Raw genomic sequence first — 20833 nt, forward strand, 5'->3', positions numbered from 1 at the left:
TGCCGCGGTTGAAAGGTGAGGCGGGGAGCCTCAGTCGCGCTGCTTGCGGTTAACCGTTTGCGCTGCCTTGATGATATCGGCGCCGATCACCGGTTCGAATTCCTGCCACACCTGCCGCATGGCTTCGCGCCAGGCTTCGCGTTGTACCGGGGTCAGTTCGATGATCTCGGACGTGCCTGCCGTGCGGATACGCTCGCGGTCGGCCTGGTTGGCTTCTTCCGCGGCGCGGTTAACCTCGAAGGTGACCTCGTCGATAATGCCTTCCAACTCGGTGCGCACTTGGTGCGGTATGCCGAACCAGAACCGCGTATTGCTCACCAGCATGTAGTCGAGCACGCCATGGTTGGATTCGGTGATGTAAGGCTGCACCGTGTGCATTTTCTTGCTGTAGATGTTCGACCAGGGATTTTCTGCACCTTGAACGGTTCCGTTCTGCAGCGAGGCGTAGACCTCGGCGAAGGGGATCTTTTTAGTCGGCGCTCCCACCTGTGCGAATTGCGACTCCAGAACGGCGGACGGCTGGATACGGAAAGCCAGTCCCATTGCATCGCTTGGCAGCCGCAGCGCCTTTGTTGCCGAGAGCTGCTTCATGCCGTTGTGCCAGTAAGCCAGACCGGTGATGTTTTGCTTCTCCATCGAGCGCAGTAGTTGGCGTCCCTTGGCGCGCTTCTGGAAACGGTTGACGGCCTCCAGGTCATCGAACAGGAAAGGCAGGTCGAATACCTGCACCTGCTTGGTGTACTTCTCGAACTTCGCTAACGAAGGCGCTAGCAGTTGCACCTCGTTGTTGGCCAGCGCCTCGAGTTCGTTGGCATCGCCGAACAACGTCGAGTTGGGGTAGACCTCGACGCTTACCTGGCCCGGCAGGCGCTGTTCAACCAGTTTCTTGAACAGCAGGGCACCTTTGCCTTTCGGGGTGTCTTCAGCGACCACGTGCGAGAACTTGATGACGATCGGCTCAGCTTCGACCGCGGTTGCGGTCAACGCCAGCACCAGGCCGGCGAGGGTGATGATCGGCTTGATCATGAAAAGGCTCTTTGTTTTAGTGGGTTGGCATGACATCCGAGAGGCAGATGTAATTGGGCTTCAATGAAGCGTTATGCCAAATAAACCGCACCGCAAAAAGGGCTTTCTCGCAGAACTCATAATTGAGGCGGCGGGAGTTGCAACAGGTCACACTTTCACCGCCGACCGGGACGCCGATCAACCGTTGGCCAGCTGCCAACCGCCGCCGGGTGGCGCTGCCGCCCAGCTTCAGGCGCGCATACAGACCTGGCGTGAAGCTGCCGTCACGGGCCAGCTCGCCGGTCATCAGGAAGGTGCTCATCTGCCTCGAAGTAGGCATAGACCTGGTCGGTCGAGACCGGTGTCGCCAGCAAGCTTCGCCAGCATTGACCAGGTTGCCCGCGGTGATCAGCGCACGACCTGCGCGGCCATCAATGGAGGCGGTGACGCGGGTGAGACCGAGCACCCGCTTCGCCGCATCGAGCCGAGCCTGGATGGAACGGTGAAGACGGAGCATGCAGCGGAGCACCCGGTTCGTTGAGGTGTGGCCTTCGCAGGGTGAACTTGTTTGTCCAGCGATGTGAAAAGAGCGAACCCTACAGACTGTCCGGATCGCCTACGAACATCTGAATCCTCGAGCGCAGCCAGCGCTCGGCCGGGTCGTTGTCCTGGGCGCCGCGCCAGGCCATGGAAAGTTCGAAGTCTTGGCTGGTGTCGAATGGCAGCGGCTCGGCACGCACGCCACCGTTGGCGGTCAGGGCCGCCGCGGCGTAGTCCGGCACCGTCGCGACCAGGTCGGTGCCCGCCAGCAGGCTGGCCAGCCCGTTGAACTGCGGTACGGCGAGCACGACCCTGCGTTTGCAGCCGTGGAGCGCCAGTTCGTCATCGATGTAGCCATTCAAATCGCCAGCAAAGGAAACCATGGCATGTGGGCGCGAGCAGTAGTCTTCCATGGTCATGCGGCCGGGGATGCTGTCAGCGCGGAGCAGCAGCGGTTTTGGCCTGCGCAGGATTTTGCGCTTGGCATTGGCCGGCAGTTCCTCGGTGTAGCAGACACCCACCGAGATCTCGCCAGAGGCAAGCAGGCCTGGCATCAGCAGATAGTTGGCGCGCCTTACTACCAGCACCACGCCGGGCGCTTCTGCGCGCACACGCCTGAGCAACTGCGGGAGCAGGGCGAGCTCGACCTCGTCGGTCAGACCGATGCGAAACACCAGCTCGCTGGTGGCGGGATCGAATGTGGAGGCGCGGCTGACAGCCGTGGAGATCGAATCCAGCGCCGGCGACAGCAGACCGGCGATTTCCTGCGCGCGCGCAGTCGGCTCCATGCTGCGACCGGTGCGGACGAACAGCGGGTCGTCGAGCAGCGTGCGCAGGCGCGCCAGTGCAGCACTGATCGCCGGCTGGCCGAGAAAGAGTTTTTCCGCGGCACGGGTCACGCTGCGCTCATGCATCAGCGTTTCGAAGACGATCAGCAGGTTCAGGTCCACGCGGCGAAGGTCGTTGCGATTCATGCCTTTCACTTCAAGCGGTGGTCAGACATGAGGCGCGGCTGACCGAAATGAGGGTTGCGTCTGCATTCTAGGCAGATCGGAGCGACGTCCGCATGTCATTTCCACTTTGCAATGACGCGCATCTGCAACAGTGGGTGTGGCATTACATACAGCACACTATCATTCCCATGCATGGCGACTATCGAGCGGCATGCAGGATCGCTGCTGGAGTTGTGCCAATGCTGCAGATAAAGTCACAGGTACAGTAGGAGTCGAGGGGGTCTTTTTCATGTCCCGCATCATCCGTTTCCACCAGTTCGGGCCCGCGAACGTATTGCGCTACGAACAGCGAGAAGTCCCTCGGCCGGGGCCTGGCGAAGTGCTTGTCGACGTCAAGGCGATCGGCGTCAGCTGGAACGACGTGCTCTGGCGGCAGGATCTGGCGCCGCGTCACGCCAAGCTCCCGGCCGGGCTCGGCAGCGAGATCGCCGGCGAAGTGCTTGCGGTGGGCGAGGACGTGGACGGCTTCGCGATGGGTGATCGTGTCGCCAGTTTCCCCGCGCATGATCTCAACCAGTACCCGCTCTACGGCGAGCAGGTGCTGTTGCCGCAGGCGTCCTTGGTCCACTATCCGCAAATGCTCGGCGCCGCCGAGGCGTGCATCCATTACACGCCGGCGCTGGTGTCGTATTTCGCCCTGGTCGAGCTGGCTCAGCTTGAGCCCGGACAATACGTGCTGGTGACCGAAGCGCGGCATTGCACCGGTCCTGCGGCCGTGCAACTGGCGAAAGCGCTTGGCGGACGGGTAATCGCTACCTGCAACATGGCAGAGGATCGTGACTTCCTGCGTGAGTTGGGGGCCGAGACCGTCATCGCCACCGAAGAGGAAGATCTGGTCGGCCGGCTGCAAAAGGTCACCGGCGGGGCAGGCGTCGAAGTTGTGCTCGACGGTTGCGGTGGCTCGCAGATGAAGCTGCTTGGTGACGTTATCGCACCGCGTGGCAAGCTGATTCTCTATGGGCTCAACGGTGGCAACGAAACGGCGTTTCCGGCCTGCGCAGCGTTCACCAAGAACTTCAAGTTCTTCCTGCATTGCCTGTGCGATTTCACCGGGCAACCCGAGCTGGGCATCGAGCAGAACCGCGAGGCGGTCCAGAACGCCTTGCTGCACCTCAACCAGCTCACGGCCGACCGCCTGATCACGCCGCAGGTCGACAGGGTATTCGGCTTCGACGAGGTCGTGGCAGCCCACGAATACGTCGAAAGCGGTGTCCCGCGCGGGCGGGTCGTACTGCGCGTCGATTGATTCTTCGAGTCCTCTGCACCGGGCCTCTCATCGCTTCATAGAAACTTTTCCCATCCGCGCCAAGTCCTCCGAATACAGGTATTGATCCCTTTGACGGAGGATTTGGCATGCCCGACGAAAACCAGACGCTCCCGCCGCAACAACAGGCCGAACCGGGTAAAGAAAGCGAGATGAACCCGAGGCCCGAGTACCGTGGCGAAGACTACAAAGCCGCCGGCAAGCTCCGGGGCAAGGCCGCAATCATCACTGGCGGCGACAGCGGCATCGGCCGCTCGGTTGCAGTGCTGTTCGCGCGCGAAGGCGCCGATATCGCGATTCTCTATCTGGATCAGCATCAGGACGCCGAGGAAACCAAGCGCGCAGTGGAAGAGCTGGGCCGCAAATGTTTGACTTTCGCCGGTGACGTGGCGGACCGCGACGTGTGCCGCAAGGTGATCGACGAAACGCTGAGCGCCTTCGGCAAGCTCGACATTTTGGTCAATAACGCCGCCGAGCAGCATCCCCAGGACAAGCTCGAAGACATCAGCGAAGAGCAGTGGGAGAAGACCTTCCGCACCAATATTTTCGGCATGTTCCAGATGACCAAGGCTGCGCTGCCGCATCTCAAGGAGGGTGCCTCGATCATCAATACCACGTCGGTGACGGCCTACAAAGGCAGCCCACAGCTGCTGGACTACTCATCGACCAAGGGTGCCATCACGGCCTTTACCCGCTCGCTGTCGATGAACATCGCCGAGCGCGGCATTCGCGTCAACGGCGTCGCGCCGGGGCCGATCTGGACACCGCTGATTCCGTCCACCTTCGATGCGGACAAGGTTGCTGAATTCGGTGCCAACGTGCCGCTCAAGCGTCCCGGCCAGCCCGACGAAGTGGCGCCGGCGTACGTTTATCTGGCCAGCAGCGACTCGTCTTACGTTAGCGGTCAGGTCATCCATGTGAACGGCGGTACGGTGGTCAACGGCTGACCGAACGACTGTCGACAGGAGGGAAGGCTTATGCCCCGTACGATCTGGAAAGGCGCCGTCAGTTTCGGCCTGGTTCATATTCCCGTCGCCCTGGTGCCAGCCACCACCCGCTCGGGAATCGATTTCGACTGGCTGGACAAGCGCAGCATGGACCGGGTCGGCTACAAGCGCATCAACAAGACCACCGGCGAAGACATCGACAGCGAAAATATCGTCAAGGGCGTCGAGTATGAGAAAGGCCACTACGTCGTGATCAGCGACGACGAGATCAAATCAGCCCACCCGAAAGCGACGCAGACGGTGGACATCGTCGCATTCGTCGATGCCAAGGACATATCGTTTCTCTACATCGACACGCCTTATTACCTGACGCCTGACCGTCGTGGTGAAAAGGTTTACGCATTGCTGCGCGAGACGCTGATTCAGACTGGCAAGGTCGGCATCGCCAACGTCGTGCTGCGCAACAAGCAGCACCTCGCGGTGGTGATGCCGCTGGGCAAGGCGCTGGTGATGAATACGCTGCGCTGGGCCGACGAAGTCAGGGGCGTGGAGTACCTTGAAATGAAAGACGAAGCGCTTAATGCCGACCTCAACCCGAAGGAACTCGACATGGCCAAGCGGCTGGTCGAGGACATGAGCGAGGATTGGAATCCGGAACAATACAAGGACACCTTCCAAGACCAGATCATGGCTCTGGTGGAGACCAAGGCTCGCGAAGGCAAGCTCGAAGCCGTGGGCGGGCCGGAGGAAGCGATCGATCGTCGCAGCGCCGATGTCATCGACCTGACCGAACTGCTCAAACGTAGCCTGGCCGGCAAGTCATCCGCCAAGAAAGCTGCGCCGACTGACGACGATGACGATGACAGCGAAGAGGCTGCAACGCCTGCCAAGCGGACCACGAGCAAAAGCACGACCGGCAAATCGAAGGCCCCGGCGAAGCCTGCAGCCAGTAAACCCTCGACCAGCAAAACCTCGACGGCGCGCAAGACCAGCACCAGCAAGCCGGCTGCCAGCAAGTCCACCAGCAAGAAAGCGAGCTGACCTCACGAGGAGCATGCATGGCTGAAAAAGCTGCCAGGAACCGCCCCGATGTAGGCGGTATCGGCATCAGTAATCCGCAACGTGTCATCGATCCGGCAAGCGGTGCCACCAAGCTGCAGCTCGCTGAGTACTATCTGGCCGTTGGCGAATGGCTCATGCCTCATCTGGCCAGGCGTCCGCTGACCATCGTCCGTGCGCCTGATGGTGTCAGTGGCGAGAGCTTCTTCCAGCGCCACTGCGGGCGGCTGAAAATGCCGCACATGGGCGTGTTGGATAAATCCCTCGATCCGGATCATGCACGCCTGATCCAGGCGGACACTATCAGCGCGGTCGTCGAGGCGGTGCAGATGGGCACCGTCGAATTTCATACCTGGAACGCGCGCAGCGACCGCATCGACAAGCCGGATCGGGTGGTCTTCGATCTGGATCCAGACCCGAAACTGCCATGGTCAAGCATGGTCGAGGCGACCAATCTGGCCCTTGAGCTGCTGGATCAACTCGGTCTCAAGGCGTTCATCAAAACCAGCGGTGGGCGCGGCCTGCATGTCGTGGTGCCGATCGATCGTCGTCAGAGCTGGGAGTGCGCCAACGAATTCGCCCGTATGGTCACGGTTCGCCTGGCCAAACAGTCACCTGAGCAGATCGTCGCAAAGATGGGGCCGAAGAATCGGGTTGGCAAGATCTTCGTCGACTACTTGCGCAACCAGCGAGGCGCTAGCACGGTTGCTGCTTTTTCTGCACGAGCACGACCCAGGCTGCCCGTCTCGGTGCCGGTCACACGGGACGAACTGGACCAGATCAGCGCTGCCGATCAATGGAACATCCTCAACCTGCAGGAACGCCTCGATGACTTGAAGAGCGATCCCTGGGCCGATTACGCCACGATCCGCCAAACGCTCTCAACCCAGCTGTTGAAGGACCTTGCTGCGCGCCAGTGACGCGACGGGTGATTGGATATCGCCAATCTTCTGAGCTAGCATCATGCTGGCGCAGCGAAAACGCGCCTGTCCGTCTCGCCGGAGGAACCATTCCAGAGCGGTTCAGTCGGATATCATTGATGGACAGACATGAAAAGCAAGAGGAGATACCATGACCGTGCGAGTATCCCGGCGACAGTTCCTCAAGTTCGGTGCGGCAGGTGTAGGCGCATCGAGCATGGCCATGATGGGGTTTGCGCCTGATGAAGCCGTTGCGTCGATTCGTCATTTCAAACTGACCGGCGCGAAAATAGCCCGCAACATCTGCACCTACTGCTCGGTTGGTTGCGGCATGTTGCTTTATTCCCGTGGCGATGGCGCCGCCAACGTGATCGACAACATCTACCACGTCGAAGGCGACCCGGATCACCCCGTCAGCCGCGGCTCGCTCTGCCCACGGGGAGCGGGTGTGCTCGATTTCATCAAGAGCGAGTCTCGGGTGAAGTATCCGGAAGTGCGCGAGCCATTCACCAACGAATGGAAGCGCATCAGCTGGGACGAGGCTTTCACGCGTATCGCACGGCACATGAAGGACGATCGCGACAAGAATTTCGAGACGCACGACGAGCAGGGGCAACTGGTCAATCGCTGGTTGACAACCTCCATGGTGGCAGCGTCGGCCTGCACCAACGAGACGGCCTATCTCACGCAGAAGATCACCCGGGCACTCGGCATTCTCCAATTCGACAACCAGGCGCGCGTTTGACACGGACCAACGGTGGCAGGTCTTGCCCCAACATTTGGTCGCGGTGCCATGACGAACCACTGGGTCGACATCGCCAACGCTAACGTCATCCTGTCGATGGGTGGCAACTCGGCTGAAGCACATCCGGTGGGCTTCCGCTGGGTCATGCATGCCAAGGAGCGCAGCAACGCGATCCTGATTTCGATCGACCCGCGCTTCAACCGCACCACAGCGGTGGCCGACTACCACGGTTCGATCCGTACCGGCACCGATATCGTGTTTCTTGGCGGTTTCATCAACTATCTGATCGAGTCCGATCGCTACGCTCACGAATACGTTCGCGAATACACCGACGCCAGCCTGATCGTCGCTGAAGGCTTCGGTTTCGACGAAGGGCTGTTCACCGGCTATAACCCCGAGAACAAAACCTACGACCGCGAAACCTGGAACTTCGAACTGGACGAGCGCGGCTTCGCACGCGCCGATCCCAGCCTCAGGCATCCACGCTGTGTGTTCCAGCTGATGCGTGAGCATTACAGCCGCTACACCATCGAGCAGGTGGAAAACATCTGCGGCATGCCGCAGGACAAGGTGCAGCAGCTCTGGGACCTGATGGCGCAGACCTCGGCGCCCGACAAGACCATGACCATCCTCTACGCGCTGGGGTGGACGCAGCACACCATCGGTTCGCAAATGATCCGTTGCGGTGCGATGGTGCAGCTGCTGCTCGGCAACATGGGCATGCCCGGCGGCGGCGTGAACGCCCTGCGGGGGCACTCCAACATTCAAGGCCTGACGGACATCGGCCTGCTGTCCAATCTGTTGCCTGGCTACATGAACCTGCCGTCGGCGAATCTGCAAACCTACGCCGATTACATGAAGACACGCATCAAGCAACCGCTCGTGGAAGGCGAGGTTTCGTACTGGAAGTTCTATGAGCGTTTCTTCGTCAGCCTGATGAAGGACTGGTACGGCGACGTCGCCACGGCCGAAAACGACTGGTGCTACGACTGGCTGCCGAAGCTGTCGGTGCCGATCTACGACGTGCTTTACGCGATCAATGACATGACCCTGGGCAAGATGACCGGCGCCTTCTGCCAAGGCTTCAATATCCTCGCCGCGTTCCCCAACAAGGCCAAGGTCATGGACGGCCTGTCGAAGCTCAAGTACCTGGTGATCATGGATCCGCTAACCGTGGAAACCGGCGAGTTCTGGAAGAATTTCGGCGAGTACCACGATGTCGATCCGTCGCAAATCGGTACCGAAGTCTTCCGCTTGCCTACGACCTGCTTTGCCGAGGACGACGGCTCGATCACCAACAGCTCTCGCTGGCTGCAATGGCACGAGAAAGCAGCACCGGGGCCCGGCGAATCGATGACCGACACCGAGATTCTCGGCGAGATCATGTTGCGCTTGAAGCATCTGTACCAGGAGGAGGGCGGTGCGTTTCCCGATCCGATCCTGAACCTCTCCTGGAATTACAAGGACCCGAAATTCCCCAAGGCGGCGGAGCTGGCGCAGGAGTACAACGGCCGCGCGCTGGTGGACCTGACCGACGACGCGGGTAATGTCGTGCGTCGCAAGGGTGAGTTGCTGAAGGACTTCAGCGAGCTTCGCGATGACGGCTCGACTGCCTGCGGTTGCTGGATCTACTCCGGCGCCTGGACCGAAGAAGGCAACATGATGGCCAGGCGCGACAACTCCGATCCCTATAACACCGGCAATACGCTGGGTTGGGCCTGGGCCTGGCCGATGAACCGACGGATTCTCTACAACCGCGCTTCGGCACGGCCAGACGGCACGCCGTGGGCGCCGAACAAAGCGTTCATCTGGTGGAATGGCGAGCGCTGGACGGGCGCGGATGTACCAGACTTTCCGCTTACGTCGCCACCTTCTCAAGGCGTGGGTCCGTTCATCATCACCCAGAGCGGGGGCGGCCATTTCTTCGCCTGTGAATGGCTGAACGAAGGGCCCTTCCCGGAGCACTACGAGCCGATGGAAACACCCATCGACCGTAACCCGATGAGCCCGAACAATCCCTTGGCGTTGAACAACCCGATCGCCCGAGTGTTCGAGCAGGATCGCGACTCGTTCGGCTCCAACAAGGATTTCCCTTACGCGGCAACGACCTACCGTCTCACCGAGCACTTCCATTACTGGACGACACATGCGCGGCTGAATGCAATCGCCCAGCCGGAGAAGTTCATCGAGATGAGCACGGTCCTTGCCGAGGAGCTGGGTATCGTGGCGGGTGAGCGAGTACGGGTGACGTCCAAGCGGGGCTTTATCACGGCAGTCGCCGTGGTGACCAAACGGCTGACCCCGCTGCAGATCGATGGCCGTACCGTGCACCAGATCGGTATCCCCATCCATTGGGGCTTCAAGGGTGTGGCGAAAAAAGCGCACCTGACCAACACCCTCACCCCGTTCGTGGGTGACGGCAACACACAGACGCCGGAGTTCAAGTCGTTTCTGGTGAACGTGGAGAAGATTGGAGGAGCCGCCTGATGCGTGGAGATCAGATCAACCTGCAGAACATCATCGCTCGCTCGGCGACCACCACGCCATCGCCCCAGGTGCGGCATGGCGGCGTCGACAAGGTGACCAAGCTCATCGACGTTTCCGTCTGCATCGGCTGCAAGGCTTGTCAGGTGGCGTGTTCGGAGTGGAACGACCTGCGCGATGAAGTCGGCGAATGCGACGGGACTTACAACAACCCCCAGGACCTGACGGCGGAATCCTTTGAGGTCATGCGCTTCAGTGAATACGAGGACGAGCAGGGCAACCTCGAATGGCTGATCCGCAAGGACAACTGCATGCATTGCGCCGAGCCGGGCTGCCTCAAGGCCTGCCCGTCGCCCGGCGCCATCGTGCAGTACGCCAACGGGATCGTCGATTTCAACTCCGAGCATTGCATCGGTTGCGGCTACTGCGTGGCGGGATGCCCCTTCGATATTCCGCGAATCTCGAAAAAGGACAACAAGGCCTACAAGTGCACGCTGTGCTCCGACCGGGTCTTTAACGGCCTGGAACCCGCCTGCGTCAAGAGCTGTCCGACCTCGGCGATCATGTTCGGCACCAAGGACGACATGCTCGACTACGGTGCCCATCGGGTCGAGCATCTCAAGGGAAGGGGGTACGAGAATGCCGGCATCTACGATCCAGCGGGTGTAGGCGGCACGCATGTGGTGTACGTGCTGCAACATGCGGACAAGCCGGAAATCTACAGCGGCCTGCCAAAGGACCCGCACATCAGCCCGACGGTGGAGCTGTGGAAAGGCGTGACCAAGCCGATCATGTCCGTGGCGCTGGGCATGTCGGTATTGGCCGGGTTCTTCCATTACGTGATGAAGGGGCCGAAGGAAGAGCCCGAGGACGATCCGGATCCAGAATTGGCTGCATCGGATCGCGAGTTGGATCGTCGTGGGGAGGAGCGGTTATGAGCCATTCCAACGTCAGGTACGGCATCCTGCGGTACAGCTGGTGGACGCGAGTCAATCATTGGCTCATCGCGATAGCCTTCGTATTGCTGACCCTGAGCGGCCTTGCGCTGTTCTACCCGGCCTTCTTCGGGCTGACCGCGCTGTTCGGTGGCCCGGAGCCGACGCGAATCGTGCATCCCTATATCGGCGTGTTCATGTCGTTGTTCTTCATCATCCAGGCCGTGCGCTTCTTCGGCGACAACCTGATCCGTCGGCACGACGTCCAATGGGTCAAGCAGATCGGCGATGTGCTCAGCAACCGTGACGAGCGCTTGCCACCGGTGGGCAAGAACAATGCCGGGCAAAAGCTGGTGTACTGGATCTTTCTCGCCACCGTGCCGATCTTGCTGATTACCGGAATCGTGCTCTGGCGCCCCTGGATCGCCGATGACATGCCAGTCTGGGCGCTGCGCTGGGCGGTGATGATCCATGCGATCGCTGCCTTCATCGCGATCATCACACTGGTCATTCATGTCTACTCGGCGATCTGGGTTAAGGGTTCGGTGCGGGCGATGACACAGGGGCGTGTCAGCCACGCCTGGGCACGACACCATCACGGGCTCTGGTATGAGGACATCATGCGTAACAAGAAATCCGACTCGCAAAGCGCATCGCCCACGAGCGAAGTGCAGGACCGCAACCGATGAAAGGAGCTGCAGCGAACCACGCTTATGGGAGTGCGCCGTCCGGGATAATGGAGGCGCCCCATGTGGTGCTGCCGGACACGAAGGTGTTCAGTAAACGGGCGACTCGGTTGCGAGAACTGGTCGTGCAAGTGCCGGCATTGGATGAATTTCTGGCCTTCATGGCGCGCCTGGTACAGGCCCAGCATCACGTTCTGACGGAATCCGAGCCAGCCTGGCGTCCGGCCGCAGATGCCTTCGATCAGGCGCTGAAACACGGCATGCCGCCCCTCGGTTTCCAGGCGCTGCGCCGGGACGTGCGTTGGCAGCAGGACTTGCTGGCCGTTCTCGATGCGCTGGAGCTGCATGTGGGAGAGCGTCAGCGGCCATTGCTCGGCACGCTGCGGGAAATGTCAACCGATCAGCTCGACGAACTGGCCGATGATGTGTTCGAAATGCGCCCTGGCAGTGACGCGACACGTGCATTGCTGCCGCTGGTGGGCGCTGCGCTGCAGGTGACCTGGATGCGTCTGGCCATCGGCCTGCCCAGCGCACCGGCGCGCCCCACCGGCGAGGCGCGAGCGCTCTGTCCCTGTTGCGGAGCCGTTGCTGTCGCCAGCGTCGTGCATAACGAGCGGCATCGCAGCGGCGTGCGCTACCTGCACTGTTCGCTGTGTGCGACCGAATGGCATCTCGAACGTATCAAATGCAGCGTCTGCGACACCGGCGGCAAGCTGCTCTATCTGACCCTCGACGATGACAAGGGCAAGCCGTTCCTGCCGGTTCAGGCGGAAGCCTGCAGTGAGTGCCACAGCTATCTGAAGGTCATGAACCGCGAGCTTCACGGGCGCGCCGATCCGGTGGCTGACGATCTTGCCAGCCTGGCCTTGGATCTGGCCCTGGCTGAGCAGGACGAATACGCGCGCAGCGGCTACAACCCGCTGCTGATCACTGGAGGCTAAGTGGGCTCAGGCGCCTCGTCGGCGACGGCCTGCGCGCCATAGGGCGTGCCGGGCTTGAAATTGTCGAGGTCGTCGGGGCAGGGCACCTGCGGCAGATCGCCCGGCTTGTCGTGCACCACGGGATCGGGTTGCGGGACATCGGGGCGGGCATGGGTTGTCATGGCTGTCTCCATCACTGGGAATACGTCTCGTCAGGAATAGTTCATCATGCGGTGCACGCACGCGTACCGGCGGCGCCATCTCGCATTCGGCTTTCCATTGGATTACAGCCTCTTCTTCCAGATCCCGCCGCGGTTTCCGACGTCCCGTCGTATAAGCGGCGTACAGCTGCACCGTAGCGGTCTGGCCTGCTGAACTTTTGCAGCCTCCCTTGGTTCGGAAGAATAGAGCCCGTGAAAGCCTGCAAAGGGGTTTTTACACGGTAGATCCAGCCCGAACGGTTTCCGCTTCCGTAGCGGTTGGGTTGCCGTACTGCAATAACTTAGGCCCCAGGAGCCCGTTCGATGAACGATGCACAGCCCCACGCAACGATTCACCCCCGACTGGAACAAGCATTGAAGATGCCGCGCATTGCCATCGAGGCGACCGAGCCGGTGCTCGACGGTGGACGATTCGCTGCCAAGGCCATCATTGGTCATCCGGTAAACGTTACCAGCAAGATCTTCGCCGACGGCCATGATCAACTGGCCGCCGCGATCTGCTGGCGTACCAAGGACGAAAGCACCTGGCGCCATGCACGGCTCAAACTGCTCGGCAACGATAGCTGGGAAGGCCATTTCACCCCGACACAGGTTGCCGGGCACGAATTCATGATCGAGGCCTGGTGGGACATCTACGAGACCTACCGCTACGAATTGTCGAAGAAGCACGCCGCTGGGGTGCCGGTTCAGCTAGAGATCGAAGAAGGCCGCCTGCTGCTGGAGCAGGCCAGCGGCCGTGCTCAGGGTGAAATCAAAGCCATCATCGACGATCTGCTGCACCGTCTGAGCACAGCGCATCTGGACGACGAGCGCGTGTCGGTTCTGCTGGCCGAAGAGACCGCCGCGGTCATGGCCGATGCCGACCCACGGGAGCATTGCAGTCAGAGCCCGGTGTTCCCCCTCGAAGTCGAACGGCCGCTCGCCCAGTTCGCCAGCTGGTACGAGCTGTTTCCGCGCTCCGAAACCGACGATCCGAATCGCCACGGCACTTTCCGTGATGTGCATAAGCGCCTGCCATCGATCCGCGACATGGGCTTCGATGTGCTCTATTTCACGCCGATTCATCCCATCGGCCGGCAACACCGCAAAGGCCCCAATAACACGCTGGTGGCCGGCCCAAACGATCCAGGCAGCCCTTATGCCATTGGCAGCGAGGAGGGCGGCCACGACGCGGTGCACCCACAACTGGGCACGCTGGAAGATTTTCGCCAGCTGGTTGCCGCCGCACACGAGTACGGCCTGGAAATTGCGCTCGATTTCGCCATTCAGTGCTCCCAGGACCATCCCTGGCTGAAAGAGCATCCGGGCTGGTTCTCCTGGCGGCCTGACGGGACCATCCGCTACGCGGAAAACCCGCCGAAAAAATATCAGGACATCGTCAACGTCGACTTCTACGCCGAAGACGCCATGCCCGACCTGTGGATCGCTCTGCGTGATGTGGTCTGGCATTGGGTGCAGCAGGGGGTGAAGATCTTTCGTGTCGATAATCCCCACACCAAACCGCTGCCGTTCTGGGAATGGATGATTGCCGACATCCGCGAGCGCGACCCGGACGTGATGTTCCTGTCCGAGGCCTTCACTCGTCCGGCCATGATGGCACGCCTGGGCAAGGTCGGCTTCAACCAGAGTTACACCTACTTCACCTGGCGCAACAACAAGGCGGAGTTGAGCGAGTACTTCACCGAACTCAACGAACCGCCGCTGCGTGATTGCTACAGGCCTAACTTCTTCGTCAACACACCGGACATCAACCCATTCTTCCTGCACGACTCCGGCCGTCCCGGCTTCCTCATTCGGGCGGCGCTGGCGACCATGGGCTCAGGCTTATGGGGAATGTATTCCGGTTTCGAGCTGTGCGAATCCGCTGCGATTCCCGGCAAGGAGGAATACCTCAATTCAGAGAAATACGAGATACGTCCACGCGATTACCACGCCCCTGGAAACATCATCGCCGAAATTGCCCAGCTCAATCGCATCCGCCGGCAGAATCCGGCATTGCAAACCCACCTCGGTTTCAAGGCCTATACGGCCTACAACGACAACATCCTGTATTTCGGCAAGCGCACGCCGGACCGATCGAACTTCATTCTGGTGGCGATCAGCCTCGATCCGCATAACGCCCAGGAGGCTCATTTCGAGCTGCCGCTATGGGAACTTGGGCTTCCTGACCACGCCGGGACACATGGCGAAGACCTCATGAACGGGCATCGCTGGACGTGGTACGGCAAGACGCAGTGGATGCGAATCGAGCCTTGGTATCAGCCATTCGGCATCTGGCGATTCAGCGCGGACGCCCCTGATCCAGACTTAAAGTAAATTCTAGGAACAATAATAGCCTTAGAAATCAGTCGTTTATGGACATTAATGAATCTGATTTCTAGGGTCACGCATTTTTCGGTCTCCACTCGGCCTCCCAATGAGGCGGATTATGGAGTTCATGAAAGGAACGAGAACATGGCCAAAGCGCGCAAACCAGCCGCCTTTATCAAAGATCCGCTCTGGTACAAGGATGCAGTGATCTATCAGGTCCACCTCAAATCGTTCTATGACTCGAACAACGACGGCGTCGGCGACTTTCAAGGGCTGATCGAGAAGCTCGACTACATCGCCGATCTGGGCGTCAATACCATCTGGCTACTGCCGTTCTATCCCTCGCCGCGGCGCGATGACGGATACGACATCGCCGAGTATCGCGGCGTGCATCCTGAATACGGGACCATGGCCGATGCCCGACGCTTCATTGCCGCCGCGCACAAACGAGGCCTGCGTGTAATCACCGAGCTGGTCATCAATCACACGTCGGACCAGCACCCCTGGTTTCAACGAGCGCGCAAGGCAAAAAAGGGTTCCGCGGCCCGCGACTTCTATGTGTGGTCGGATACCGACGACAAGTACGACGGAACGCGGATTATCTTTCTGGATACCGAAGTATCGAACTGGACCTGGGATCCAGTCGCCCAGCAGTACTTCTGGCACCGGTTCTATTCCCACCAGCCGGACCTCAATTTCGACAATCCACAGGTGATGAAGGCCGTACTCAGCGTGATGCGCTACTGGCTCGACCTGGGGATCGATGGATTGCGGCTGGATGCCATTCCCTATCTGGTCGAGCGCGACGGCACCAACAACGAGAACCTGCCCGAGACCCACGTGGTGCTGAAGCAGATCCGCGCCGAGATCGATGCCAACTACCCTGATCGCATGCTCCTGGCCGAGGCGAACCAGTGGCCGGAGGACACCCAACTGTACTTCGGCGGCGAGGACGGCGGGCTAGGGGACGAGTGCCACATGGCGTTCCATTTCCCGCTGATGCCGCGCATGTACATGGCGCTGGCGCAGGAAGACCGCTTCCCGATTACCGACATCCTCAGGCAAACGCCTGACATTCCGGAGAACTGCCAGTGGGCGATTTTCCTGCGCAACCATGACGAGTTGACGCTGGAAATGGTGACCGACAAGGAGCGCGACTACCTTTGGAACTACTACGCCTCGGACAAGCGCGCGCGGATCAACCTGGGCATCCGTCGTCGTCTGGCGCCGCTGTTGGAGCGGGACCGCCGTCGGATCGAACTGCTAAACAGCTTGCTGCTGTCGATGCCCGGCACGCCGGTGATCTATTACGGTGACGAGATCGGCATGGGGGACAACATCTTTCTCGGTGACCGGGATGGTGTACGCACGCCGATGCAGTGGTCAGTCGATCGTAACGGTGGCTTCTCGCGTGCCGACCCGCCAAGCCTGGTGCTGCCGCCGATCATGGATCCGCTGTACGGCTATCAGGCGATCAACGTCGAGGCTCAGCAGCGTGATCCGCATTCGCTGCTCAACTGGACGCGTCGCCTGCTGTCGATCCGTAAGCAATTCAAGGCATTCGGTCGTGGCACCCTCAAGATGCTTGCGCCCAGCAACCGTCGGATTCTTGCATACATCCGCGAGTTCACGACAGCAACTGGCGAGGCCGAAGTGATTTTTTGCGTCGCCAACGTGTCGCGCTCTGCACAGGCTGCAGAGCTGGAACTGTCGCATTACGCCGGCATGGTGCCGGTGGAGATGGTCGGCGGCAGCGCCTTTCCGCCGATTGGCCAACTCCCGTATCTGCTGACGTTGCCACCTTACGGCTTCTACTGGTTCCAGCTGGCAACCAGTCACCAGATGCCCAGCTGGCACCAGGAACCGGTGGAAACCATGCCTGACTTTCAAACGCTGGTGCTCAAGCGCCTGGATACGCTCACGGCGGCCAACAAACGCATTCTCGAAACCGAGTCGCTCCCGGCCTACCTGCCGAAGCGGCGCTGGTTCGCCAGCAAGGATGCGACGATCGATTCGATCAAGATCTGCTACAGCGTGCCATTCGGCGACCCACAACGTCCGGTATTGCTAAGTGAGATCGCCGTCGAGGCGGGCGGGCGTACGGATCTTTACCAGTTGCCGCTGGGCTTCCTGGGCGAAGGTGATTTCGACACCGCACTGCCACAGCAGCTGGCCATGGCACGTGTTCGCCGCGGCCCGCAGGTAGGCCTGCTGACAGATGCTTTCGCGCTCAAGCAGTTTGTACTTGGGGTCATCCAGGGGCTACGCGAGGAGCAAGTGCTGCCATGCGGTGACGGCGAGATACGTTTCCAGCCGATGGCGCAGCTTGCCGATATCGACCTGCCTGCTGATGCTGAGGTGCGTTATCTCACCGCCGAGCAGTCCAACAGCTCGGCGATTGTCGGTGGCAGCATGATGATCAAGGTGCTGCGTCGCGTCTCGGCAGGCATGCACCCTGAACTGGAGATGGGCCGCTTCCTGACCGAACAGGGTTTCGCTCATGTTTCCGCCATGCTGGGTCAGGTGAGCCGCTTCGACAAGAATGGCGAGCAATACGCCCTGATGGTCGTGCAGCGCTTCCTCGACAACCAGGGCGACGCCTGGGAATGGACGCTGAACACACTCGACCGGGCAGTGCGCGACCAGATTGCAGGCGGGGTCTCGCTGCACGAAAACCACTTCAGTGCGCTCGAGGAGTTGGAGGCCTTCAACCGCTTGCTTGGACAGCGTCTCGGTGAGATGCACATGGCCTTGGCCGTGCAGACCGATAACCAGGCTTTTGCGGCCGAGCCGACCAAGCCTGCGGACGCCAAGGGGTGGACGCAGCTGGTCTCCGGGCAGGTCGAGCATGCGCTTGATTTGCTGCAGGCTCGCCGTGGCGATCTGGACCGCAAGGCCACCGCGCTGGTCGACCAGTTGCTTGGCCAACGTAAACAGCTTGTCGCAGAGGTCAAGCGGCTGGCTGATCGTACCCTTGGTGGGCTGCGTACACGCGTCCATGGTGACCTGCACCTTGGCCAGATACTGGTTGCGCAAGGCGATGCCTATTTCATCGACTTCGAGGGCGAGCCGGCGCGCTCGCTCGAAGAGCGGCGCAGCAAGCTGAGCCCCTTCAAGGATGTCGCCGGGGTGTTGCGTTCTTTCGAATACGCCACCGCCATGACCCTGCGCAACGCTCAATCCAGTGACAGCTCGGAGACGGCCCATCAGGCACGCCGCAACACCTCCGATACCTATCAGCAAAGCGCACGTGCAGTGTTCCTCGAGGCCTACCGTGAAGCGACCGCCGAGTTGCCTCACGCCTGGAAAGACCCCGCTGGGGCCGATGCGGCGCTGGCCCTGTTCAGCCTGGAGAAGACTGCGTATGAAGTGGCCTATGAGGCAGAGAACCGCCCGGCCTGGCTGTCTGTCCCGCTTCAGGGACTGGCGGCGCTGGCACAACAGATTTCCGATGGAGGTTCCCAATGAACGATCGTCCGGCCGTGACAATGCCCGGTGAAAACCTGCTGCCAACCGATGCCGATGTCGATGCGCTGGTGCGCGCCGAGCATGGCAATCCGTTTTCCATCCTTGGCCCACATCCTGACGGCGATGGTCTGGTGGTGCGGGCTTACCTGCCCAACGCATTGGGCGTCGAGGTACTCGAGCGCAGCGGGGGGCAGGTGCTGGCAGCAATGGAGCAGGGTCAGGTGCCCGGCTTCTTTTTCACCCGGTTGACCAATCAACAGCCATACCTGTTGAAGATTCGCTGGGCGGGGGGCGAACAGATTACCGAAGACCCCTTCAGCTTTGGTCCTCTACTCGGCGAAATGGACATGTATCTGTTCTCCGAGGGTAACCATCGTCAGATCGGTCGCGTGTTTGGTGCTCAGCCCATGGAAGTCGAGGGCGTACAGGGCGTCCGCTTCGCAGTATGGGCGCCCAATGCCCGCCGCGTTTCGGTGGTCGGCAGCTTCAACGGCTGGGACGGGCGTCGGCATCCGATGCGCCTGCGTTTTCCGGCCGGCGTCTGGGAGATTTTCATCCCGCGTCTGCAGCCGGGCGAAGCCTACAAGTACGAGATTCTCGGTCCAAACGGCATTCTGCCGTTAAAGGCTGATCCGATTGCGCTGGCCACGGAACTCCCGCCGGGCACCGCATCGGTGGTTTCGCACCCGCTCGAATACGAGTGGAAAGACGAGGCCTGGCTGCAGCAGCGGGCAGCGCAACAATCGGTAAAGGCCCCGATGGCCATTTACGAGCTGCACGCAGGCTCGTGGCGCCGTGACGGCGGCGATGACGGTCGCCTGTACGACTGGCATGAGCTGGCCGAGCGGCTGATCCCCTACATGGTCGACCTGGGTTTCACCCATATCGAACTGATGCCCATCATGGAGCATCCGTTCGGCGGCTCCTGGGGTTATCAGCTGCTGTCGCAGTTCGCACCCAGTGCGCGCTACGGATCGGCGCACGACTTCGCAGCCTTCGTCGATGCCTGCCACGCAGCCGGTATCGGCGTGATCCTGGACTGGGTCCCGGCACACTTCCCGACCGATGCACACGGCTTGGGCGAGTTCGATGGCACTGCGCTGTACGAGTACGCCCACCCGTTCGAGGGGTTCCACCAGGATTGGGATACCTACATCTATAATCTGGGGCGTACCGAAGTGCATGGTTTCATGCTTGCTTCGGCGTTGCACTGGCTGCGGGAGTTCCACGTCGACGCACTGCGCGTGGATGCGGTGGCCTCAATGCTCTATCGAGACTACTCGCGCAAGGAAGGCGAGTGGATTCCCAACCGTCACGGCGGCCGGGAGAACCTCGAAGCCATCGACTTCCTGCGCCACCTGAACGATGTGGTCGCGACCGAGACACCTGGCGCGCTGGTCATCGCCGAGGAATCCACTGCCTTTCCCGGCGTCAGCAAGCCCACTGCCGAAGGCGGGCTCGGCTTCGCCTACAAGTGGAACATGGGTTGGATGCACGACACCCTGCAATACATTCAAGAAGATCCGATCAACCGGCAGTACCACCATGACAAGCTGACCTTCGGCATGGTGTACGCCTATTCGGAGCACTTCGTGCTGCCGATCTCCCACGACGAAGTGGTGCATGGCAAAGGTTCTTTGATCGACAAGATGCCGGGGGACCGCTGGCAGAAGTTCGCCAATCTTCGTGCCTACCTCTCGTTCATGTGGACCCATCCGGGCAAGAAGCTGTTGTTCATGGGCTGCGAGTTCGGCCAGTGGCGCGAATGGAACCATGACCGCGAGCTTGATTGGCATTTGCTGGATGAGCCAGACCACCGCGGGGCGCAGAATCTGGTGCGCGATCTAAACCGTCTGTATAGACACGAGCCAGCGCTGCATGAGTTCGATGCCGATCCGGCGGGCTTCCAGTGGCTGATTGGCGACGACCGTGCCAACAGCGTGTTTGCCTGGCTGCGCAAGAGCTCCACGGGCCATCCGCTGCTGGTGGTGGGTAACTTCACGCCCGTAGTGCGCGAGAACTATCGGGTCGGGGTGCCTGAAGACAGCCGCTGGCTGGAAATCTTCAACAGCGACGCCGAGTGCTACGGCGGTTCCAACGTGGGCAATGGCGGCGGCAGGCTGCCCGAGCAGATTCCGGCGCATGGTCAAGACGTTTCGCTGGCGCTGACGCTGCCGCCACTCGGCGTGGTCATCCTTCGACCCCAGGGCTGAGTAGCCTGCCAGACGGCGCCTGCACTGCAGGCGCCGACCCGATAAAGCCGGAGCGGTGATCGCCCCGGCTTTATCGGGTCTGGTGCCTGTGCGGTTCCCCCGC

Annotated in this window: 15 protein-coding genes and 1 pseudogene; 11 read left to right on the forward strand and 5 right to left on the reverse strand. The window is 60.9% G+C overall.

Annotation, left to right across the window (positions count from 1 at the left end):
* Nucleotides 1–30: 30 nt before the first annotated feature.
* From NA637_RS03335 to NA637_RS03345, 4 genes and pseudogenes are all read right to left on the reverse strand, one after another.
* Nucleotides 31–1023: a TRAP transporter substrate-binding protein gene (locus NA637_RS03335; protein WP_256071058.1), complete on the reverse strand. Its 993-nt coding sequence runs from the start codon at nucleotides 1021–1023 to the stop codon at nucleotides 31–33.
* 19 nt (nucleotides 1024–1042) lie between these two features.
* A complete protein-coding gene (locus tag NA637_RS25615) occupies nucleotides 1043–1327 on the reverse strand; it encodes a hypothetical protein (RefSeq protein WP_423836697.1) in 285 nt (94 codons plus the stop codon).
* Nucleotides 1323–1507, reverse strand: a pseudogene (locus NA637_RS03340) (efflux transporter periplasmic adaptor subunit); the annotation flags it as partial. The gene NA637_RS25615 and the pseudogene NA637_RS03340, both read right to left, overlap by 5 nt.
* Before the next feature lie 94 nt (nucleotides 1508–1601).
* Nucleotides 1602–2519 carry a LysR family transcriptional regulator gene (locus NA637_RS03345; protein ID WP_256070990.1) on the reverse strand — a complete coding sequence of 306 codons (918 nt, stop codon included), beginning with the start codon at nucleotides 2517–2519 and terminating at the stop codon, nucleotides 1602–1604.
* Nucleotides 2520–2787: 268 nt separating this feature from the next.
* On the opposite strand from NA637_RS03345, the gene NA637_RS03350 reads away from it, so the two are divergent.
* From NA637_RS03350 to fdhE, 8 genes are all read left to right on the forward strand, one after another.
* Nucleotides 2788–3804 carry a zinc-dependent alcohol dehydrogenase family protein gene (locus tag NA637_RS03350; RefSeq protein WP_256070991.1) on the forward strand — a complete coding sequence of 339 codons (1017 nt, stop codon included), beginning with the start codon at nucleotides 2788–2790 and terminating at the stop codon, nucleotides 3802–3804.
* Between the two features lie 107 nt (nucleotides 3805–3911).
* Nucleotides 3912–4769 carry an SDR family oxidoreductase gene (locus NA637_RS03355; RefSeq protein WP_256070992.1) on the forward strand — a complete coding sequence of 286 codons (858 nt, stop codon included), beginning with the start codon at nucleotides 3912–3914 and terminating at the stop codon, nucleotides 4767–4769.
* A gap of 30 nt (nucleotides 4770–4799) precedes the next feature.
* Nucleotides 4800–5810, forward strand: a complete 1011-nt coding sequence (locus NA637_RS03360; protein ID WP_256070993.1) for a Ku protein — start codon at nucleotides 4800–4802, stop codon at nucleotides 5808–5810.
* A 17-nt stretch (nucleotides 5811–5827) separates the two neighbouring features.
* The gene (gene ligD, locus NA637_RS03365) at nucleotides 5828–6748 is read left to right on the forward strand and encodes a non-homologous end-joining DNA ligase (protein WP_256070994.1); all 921 of its coding nucleotides are present in this window, start codon (nucleotides 5828–5830) and stop codon (nucleotides 6746–6748) included.
* Nucleotides 6749–6899: 151 nt separating this feature from the next.
* The gene (fdnG, locus tag NA637_RS03370; RefSeq protein WP_256070995.1) at nucleotides 6900–9980 is read left to right on the forward strand and encodes a formate dehydrogenase-N subunit alpha; all 3081 of its coding nucleotides are present in this window, start codon (nucleotides 6900–6902) and stop codon (nucleotides 9978–9980) included.
* Nucleotides 9980–10915: a formate dehydrogenase subunit beta gene (fdxH, locus tag NA637_RS03375; protein ID WP_256070996.1), complete on the forward strand. Its 936-nt coding sequence runs from the start codon at nucleotides 9980–9982 to the stop codon at nucleotides 10913–10915. Before fdnG ends, fdxH begins: the two co-directional genes overlap by 1 nt.
* Entirely contained in the window at nucleotides 10912–11601 is a 690-nt protein-coding gene (locus NA637_RS03380) for a formate dehydrogenase subunit gamma (RefSeq protein ID WP_256070998.1), read from the forward strand. Before fdxH ends, NA637_RS03380 begins: the two co-directional genes overlap by 4 nt.
* On the forward strand, nucleotides 11598–12539 hold the full coding sequence (fdhE, locus tag NA637_RS03385; protein ID WP_256070999.1) for a formate dehydrogenase accessory protein FdhE: 942 nt from the start codon (nucleotides 11598–11600) through the stop codon (nucleotides 12537–12539). The genes NA637_RS03380 and fdhE overlap by 4 nt, the downstream gene beginning before the upstream one ends.
* On the opposite strand, the gene NA637_RS03390 is transcribed toward fdhE, so the two are convergent.
* Nucleotides 12536–12700: a hypothetical protein gene (locus tag NA637_RS03390; protein WP_256071000.1), complete on the reverse strand. Its 165-nt coding sequence runs from the start codon at nucleotides 12698–12700 to the stop codon at nucleotides 12536–12538. The genes fdhE and NA637_RS03390 overlap by 4 nt on opposite strands.
* Before the next feature lie 342 nt (nucleotides 12701–13042).
* Here NA637_RS03390 and NA637_RS03395 point away from each other — a divergent pair, with 342 nt between their 5' ends.
* The 3 genes from NA637_RS03395 (at nucleotide 13043) to glgB (ending at nucleotide 20730) form a co-directional block, all read left to right on the forward strand.
* Nucleotides 13043–15055, forward strand: coding sequence for an alpha-1,4-glucan--maltose-1-phosphate maltosyltransferase (locus NA637_RS03395; RefSeq protein ID WP_256071002.1), 2013 nt, complete (start codon nucleotides 13043–13045; stop codon nucleotides 15053–15055).
* Nucleotides 15056–15193: 138 nt separating this feature from the next.
* Nucleotides 15194–18517, forward strand: a complete 3324-nt coding sequence (gene treS / locus NA637_RS03400) for a maltose alpha-D-glucosyltransferase (protein ID WP_256071003.1) — start codon at nucleotides 15194–15196, stop codon at nucleotides 18515–18517.
* On the forward strand, nucleotides 18514–20730 hold the full coding sequence (gene glgB, locus NA637_RS03405) for a 1,4-alpha-glucan branching protein GlgB (protein WP_256071005.1): 2217 nt from the start codon (nucleotides 18514–18516) through the stop codon (nucleotides 20728–20730). Before treS ends, glgB begins: the two co-directional genes overlap by 4 nt.
* Nucleotides 20731–20833 lie beyond the last annotated feature (103 nt).

Source organism: Stutzerimonas stutzeri (assembly GCF_024448935.1).
GTDB lineage: Bacteria > Pseudomonadota > Gammaproteobacteria > Pseudomonadales > Pseudomonadaceae > Stutzerimonas > Stutzerimonas stutzeri_AO.

Excerpts from the sequence above, each read along its gene's own strand:
- NA637_RS25615 (WP_423836697.1), bottom strand. The coding sequence starts at position 1,327 with ATGAGCACCTTCCTGATGACCGGCGAGCTGGCCCGTGACGGCAGCTTC.
- NA637_RS03345 (WP_256070990.1), bottom strand. The coding sequence starts at position 2,519 with ATGAATCGCAACGACCTTCGCCGCGTGGACCTGAACCTGCTGATCGTC.
- NA637_RS03350 (WP_256070991.1), top strand. The coding sequence starts at position 2,788 with ATGTCCCGCATCATCCGTTTCCACCAGTTCGGGCCCGCGAACGTATTG.
- NA637_RS03355 (WP_256070992.1), top strand. The coding sequence starts at position 3,912 with ATGCCCGACGAAAACCAGACGCTCCCGCCGCAACAACAGGCCGAACCG.
- NA637_RS03360 (WP_256070993.1), top strand. The coding sequence starts at position 4,800 with ATGCCCCGTACGATCTGGAAAGGCGCCGTCAGTTTCGGCCTGGTTCAT.
- ligD (WP_256070994.1), top strand. The coding sequence starts at position 5,828 with ATGGCTGAAAAAGCTGCCAGGAACCGCCCCGATGTAGGCGGTATCGGC.
- fdxH (WP_256070996.1), top strand. The coding sequence starts at position 9,980 with ATGCGTGGAGATCAGATCAACCTGCAGAACATCATCGCTCGCTCGGCG.
- NA637_RS03380 (WP_256070998.1), top strand. The coding sequence starts at position 10,912 with ATGAGCCATTCCAACGTCAGGTACGGCATCCTGCGGTACAGCTGGTGG.
- fdhE (WP_256070999.1), top strand. The coding sequence starts at position 11,598 with ATGAAAGGAGCTGCAGCGAACCACGCTTATGGGAGTGCGCCGTCCGGG.
- NA637_RS03390 (WP_256071000.1), bottom strand. The coding sequence starts at position 12,700 with ATGACAACCCATGCCCGCCCCGATGTCCCGCAACCCGATCCCGTGGTG.
- NA637_RS03395 (WP_256071002.1), top strand. The coding sequence starts at position 13,043 with ATGAACGATGCACAGCCCCACGCAACGATTCACCCCCGACTGGAACAA.
- treS (WP_256071003.1), top strand. The coding sequence starts at position 15,194 with ATGGCCAAAGCGCGCAAACCAGCCGCCTTTATCAAAGATCCGCTCTGG.
- glgB (WP_256071005.1), top strand. The coding sequence starts at position 18,514 with ATGAACGATCGTCCGGCCGTGACAATGCCCGGTGAAAACCTGCTGCCA.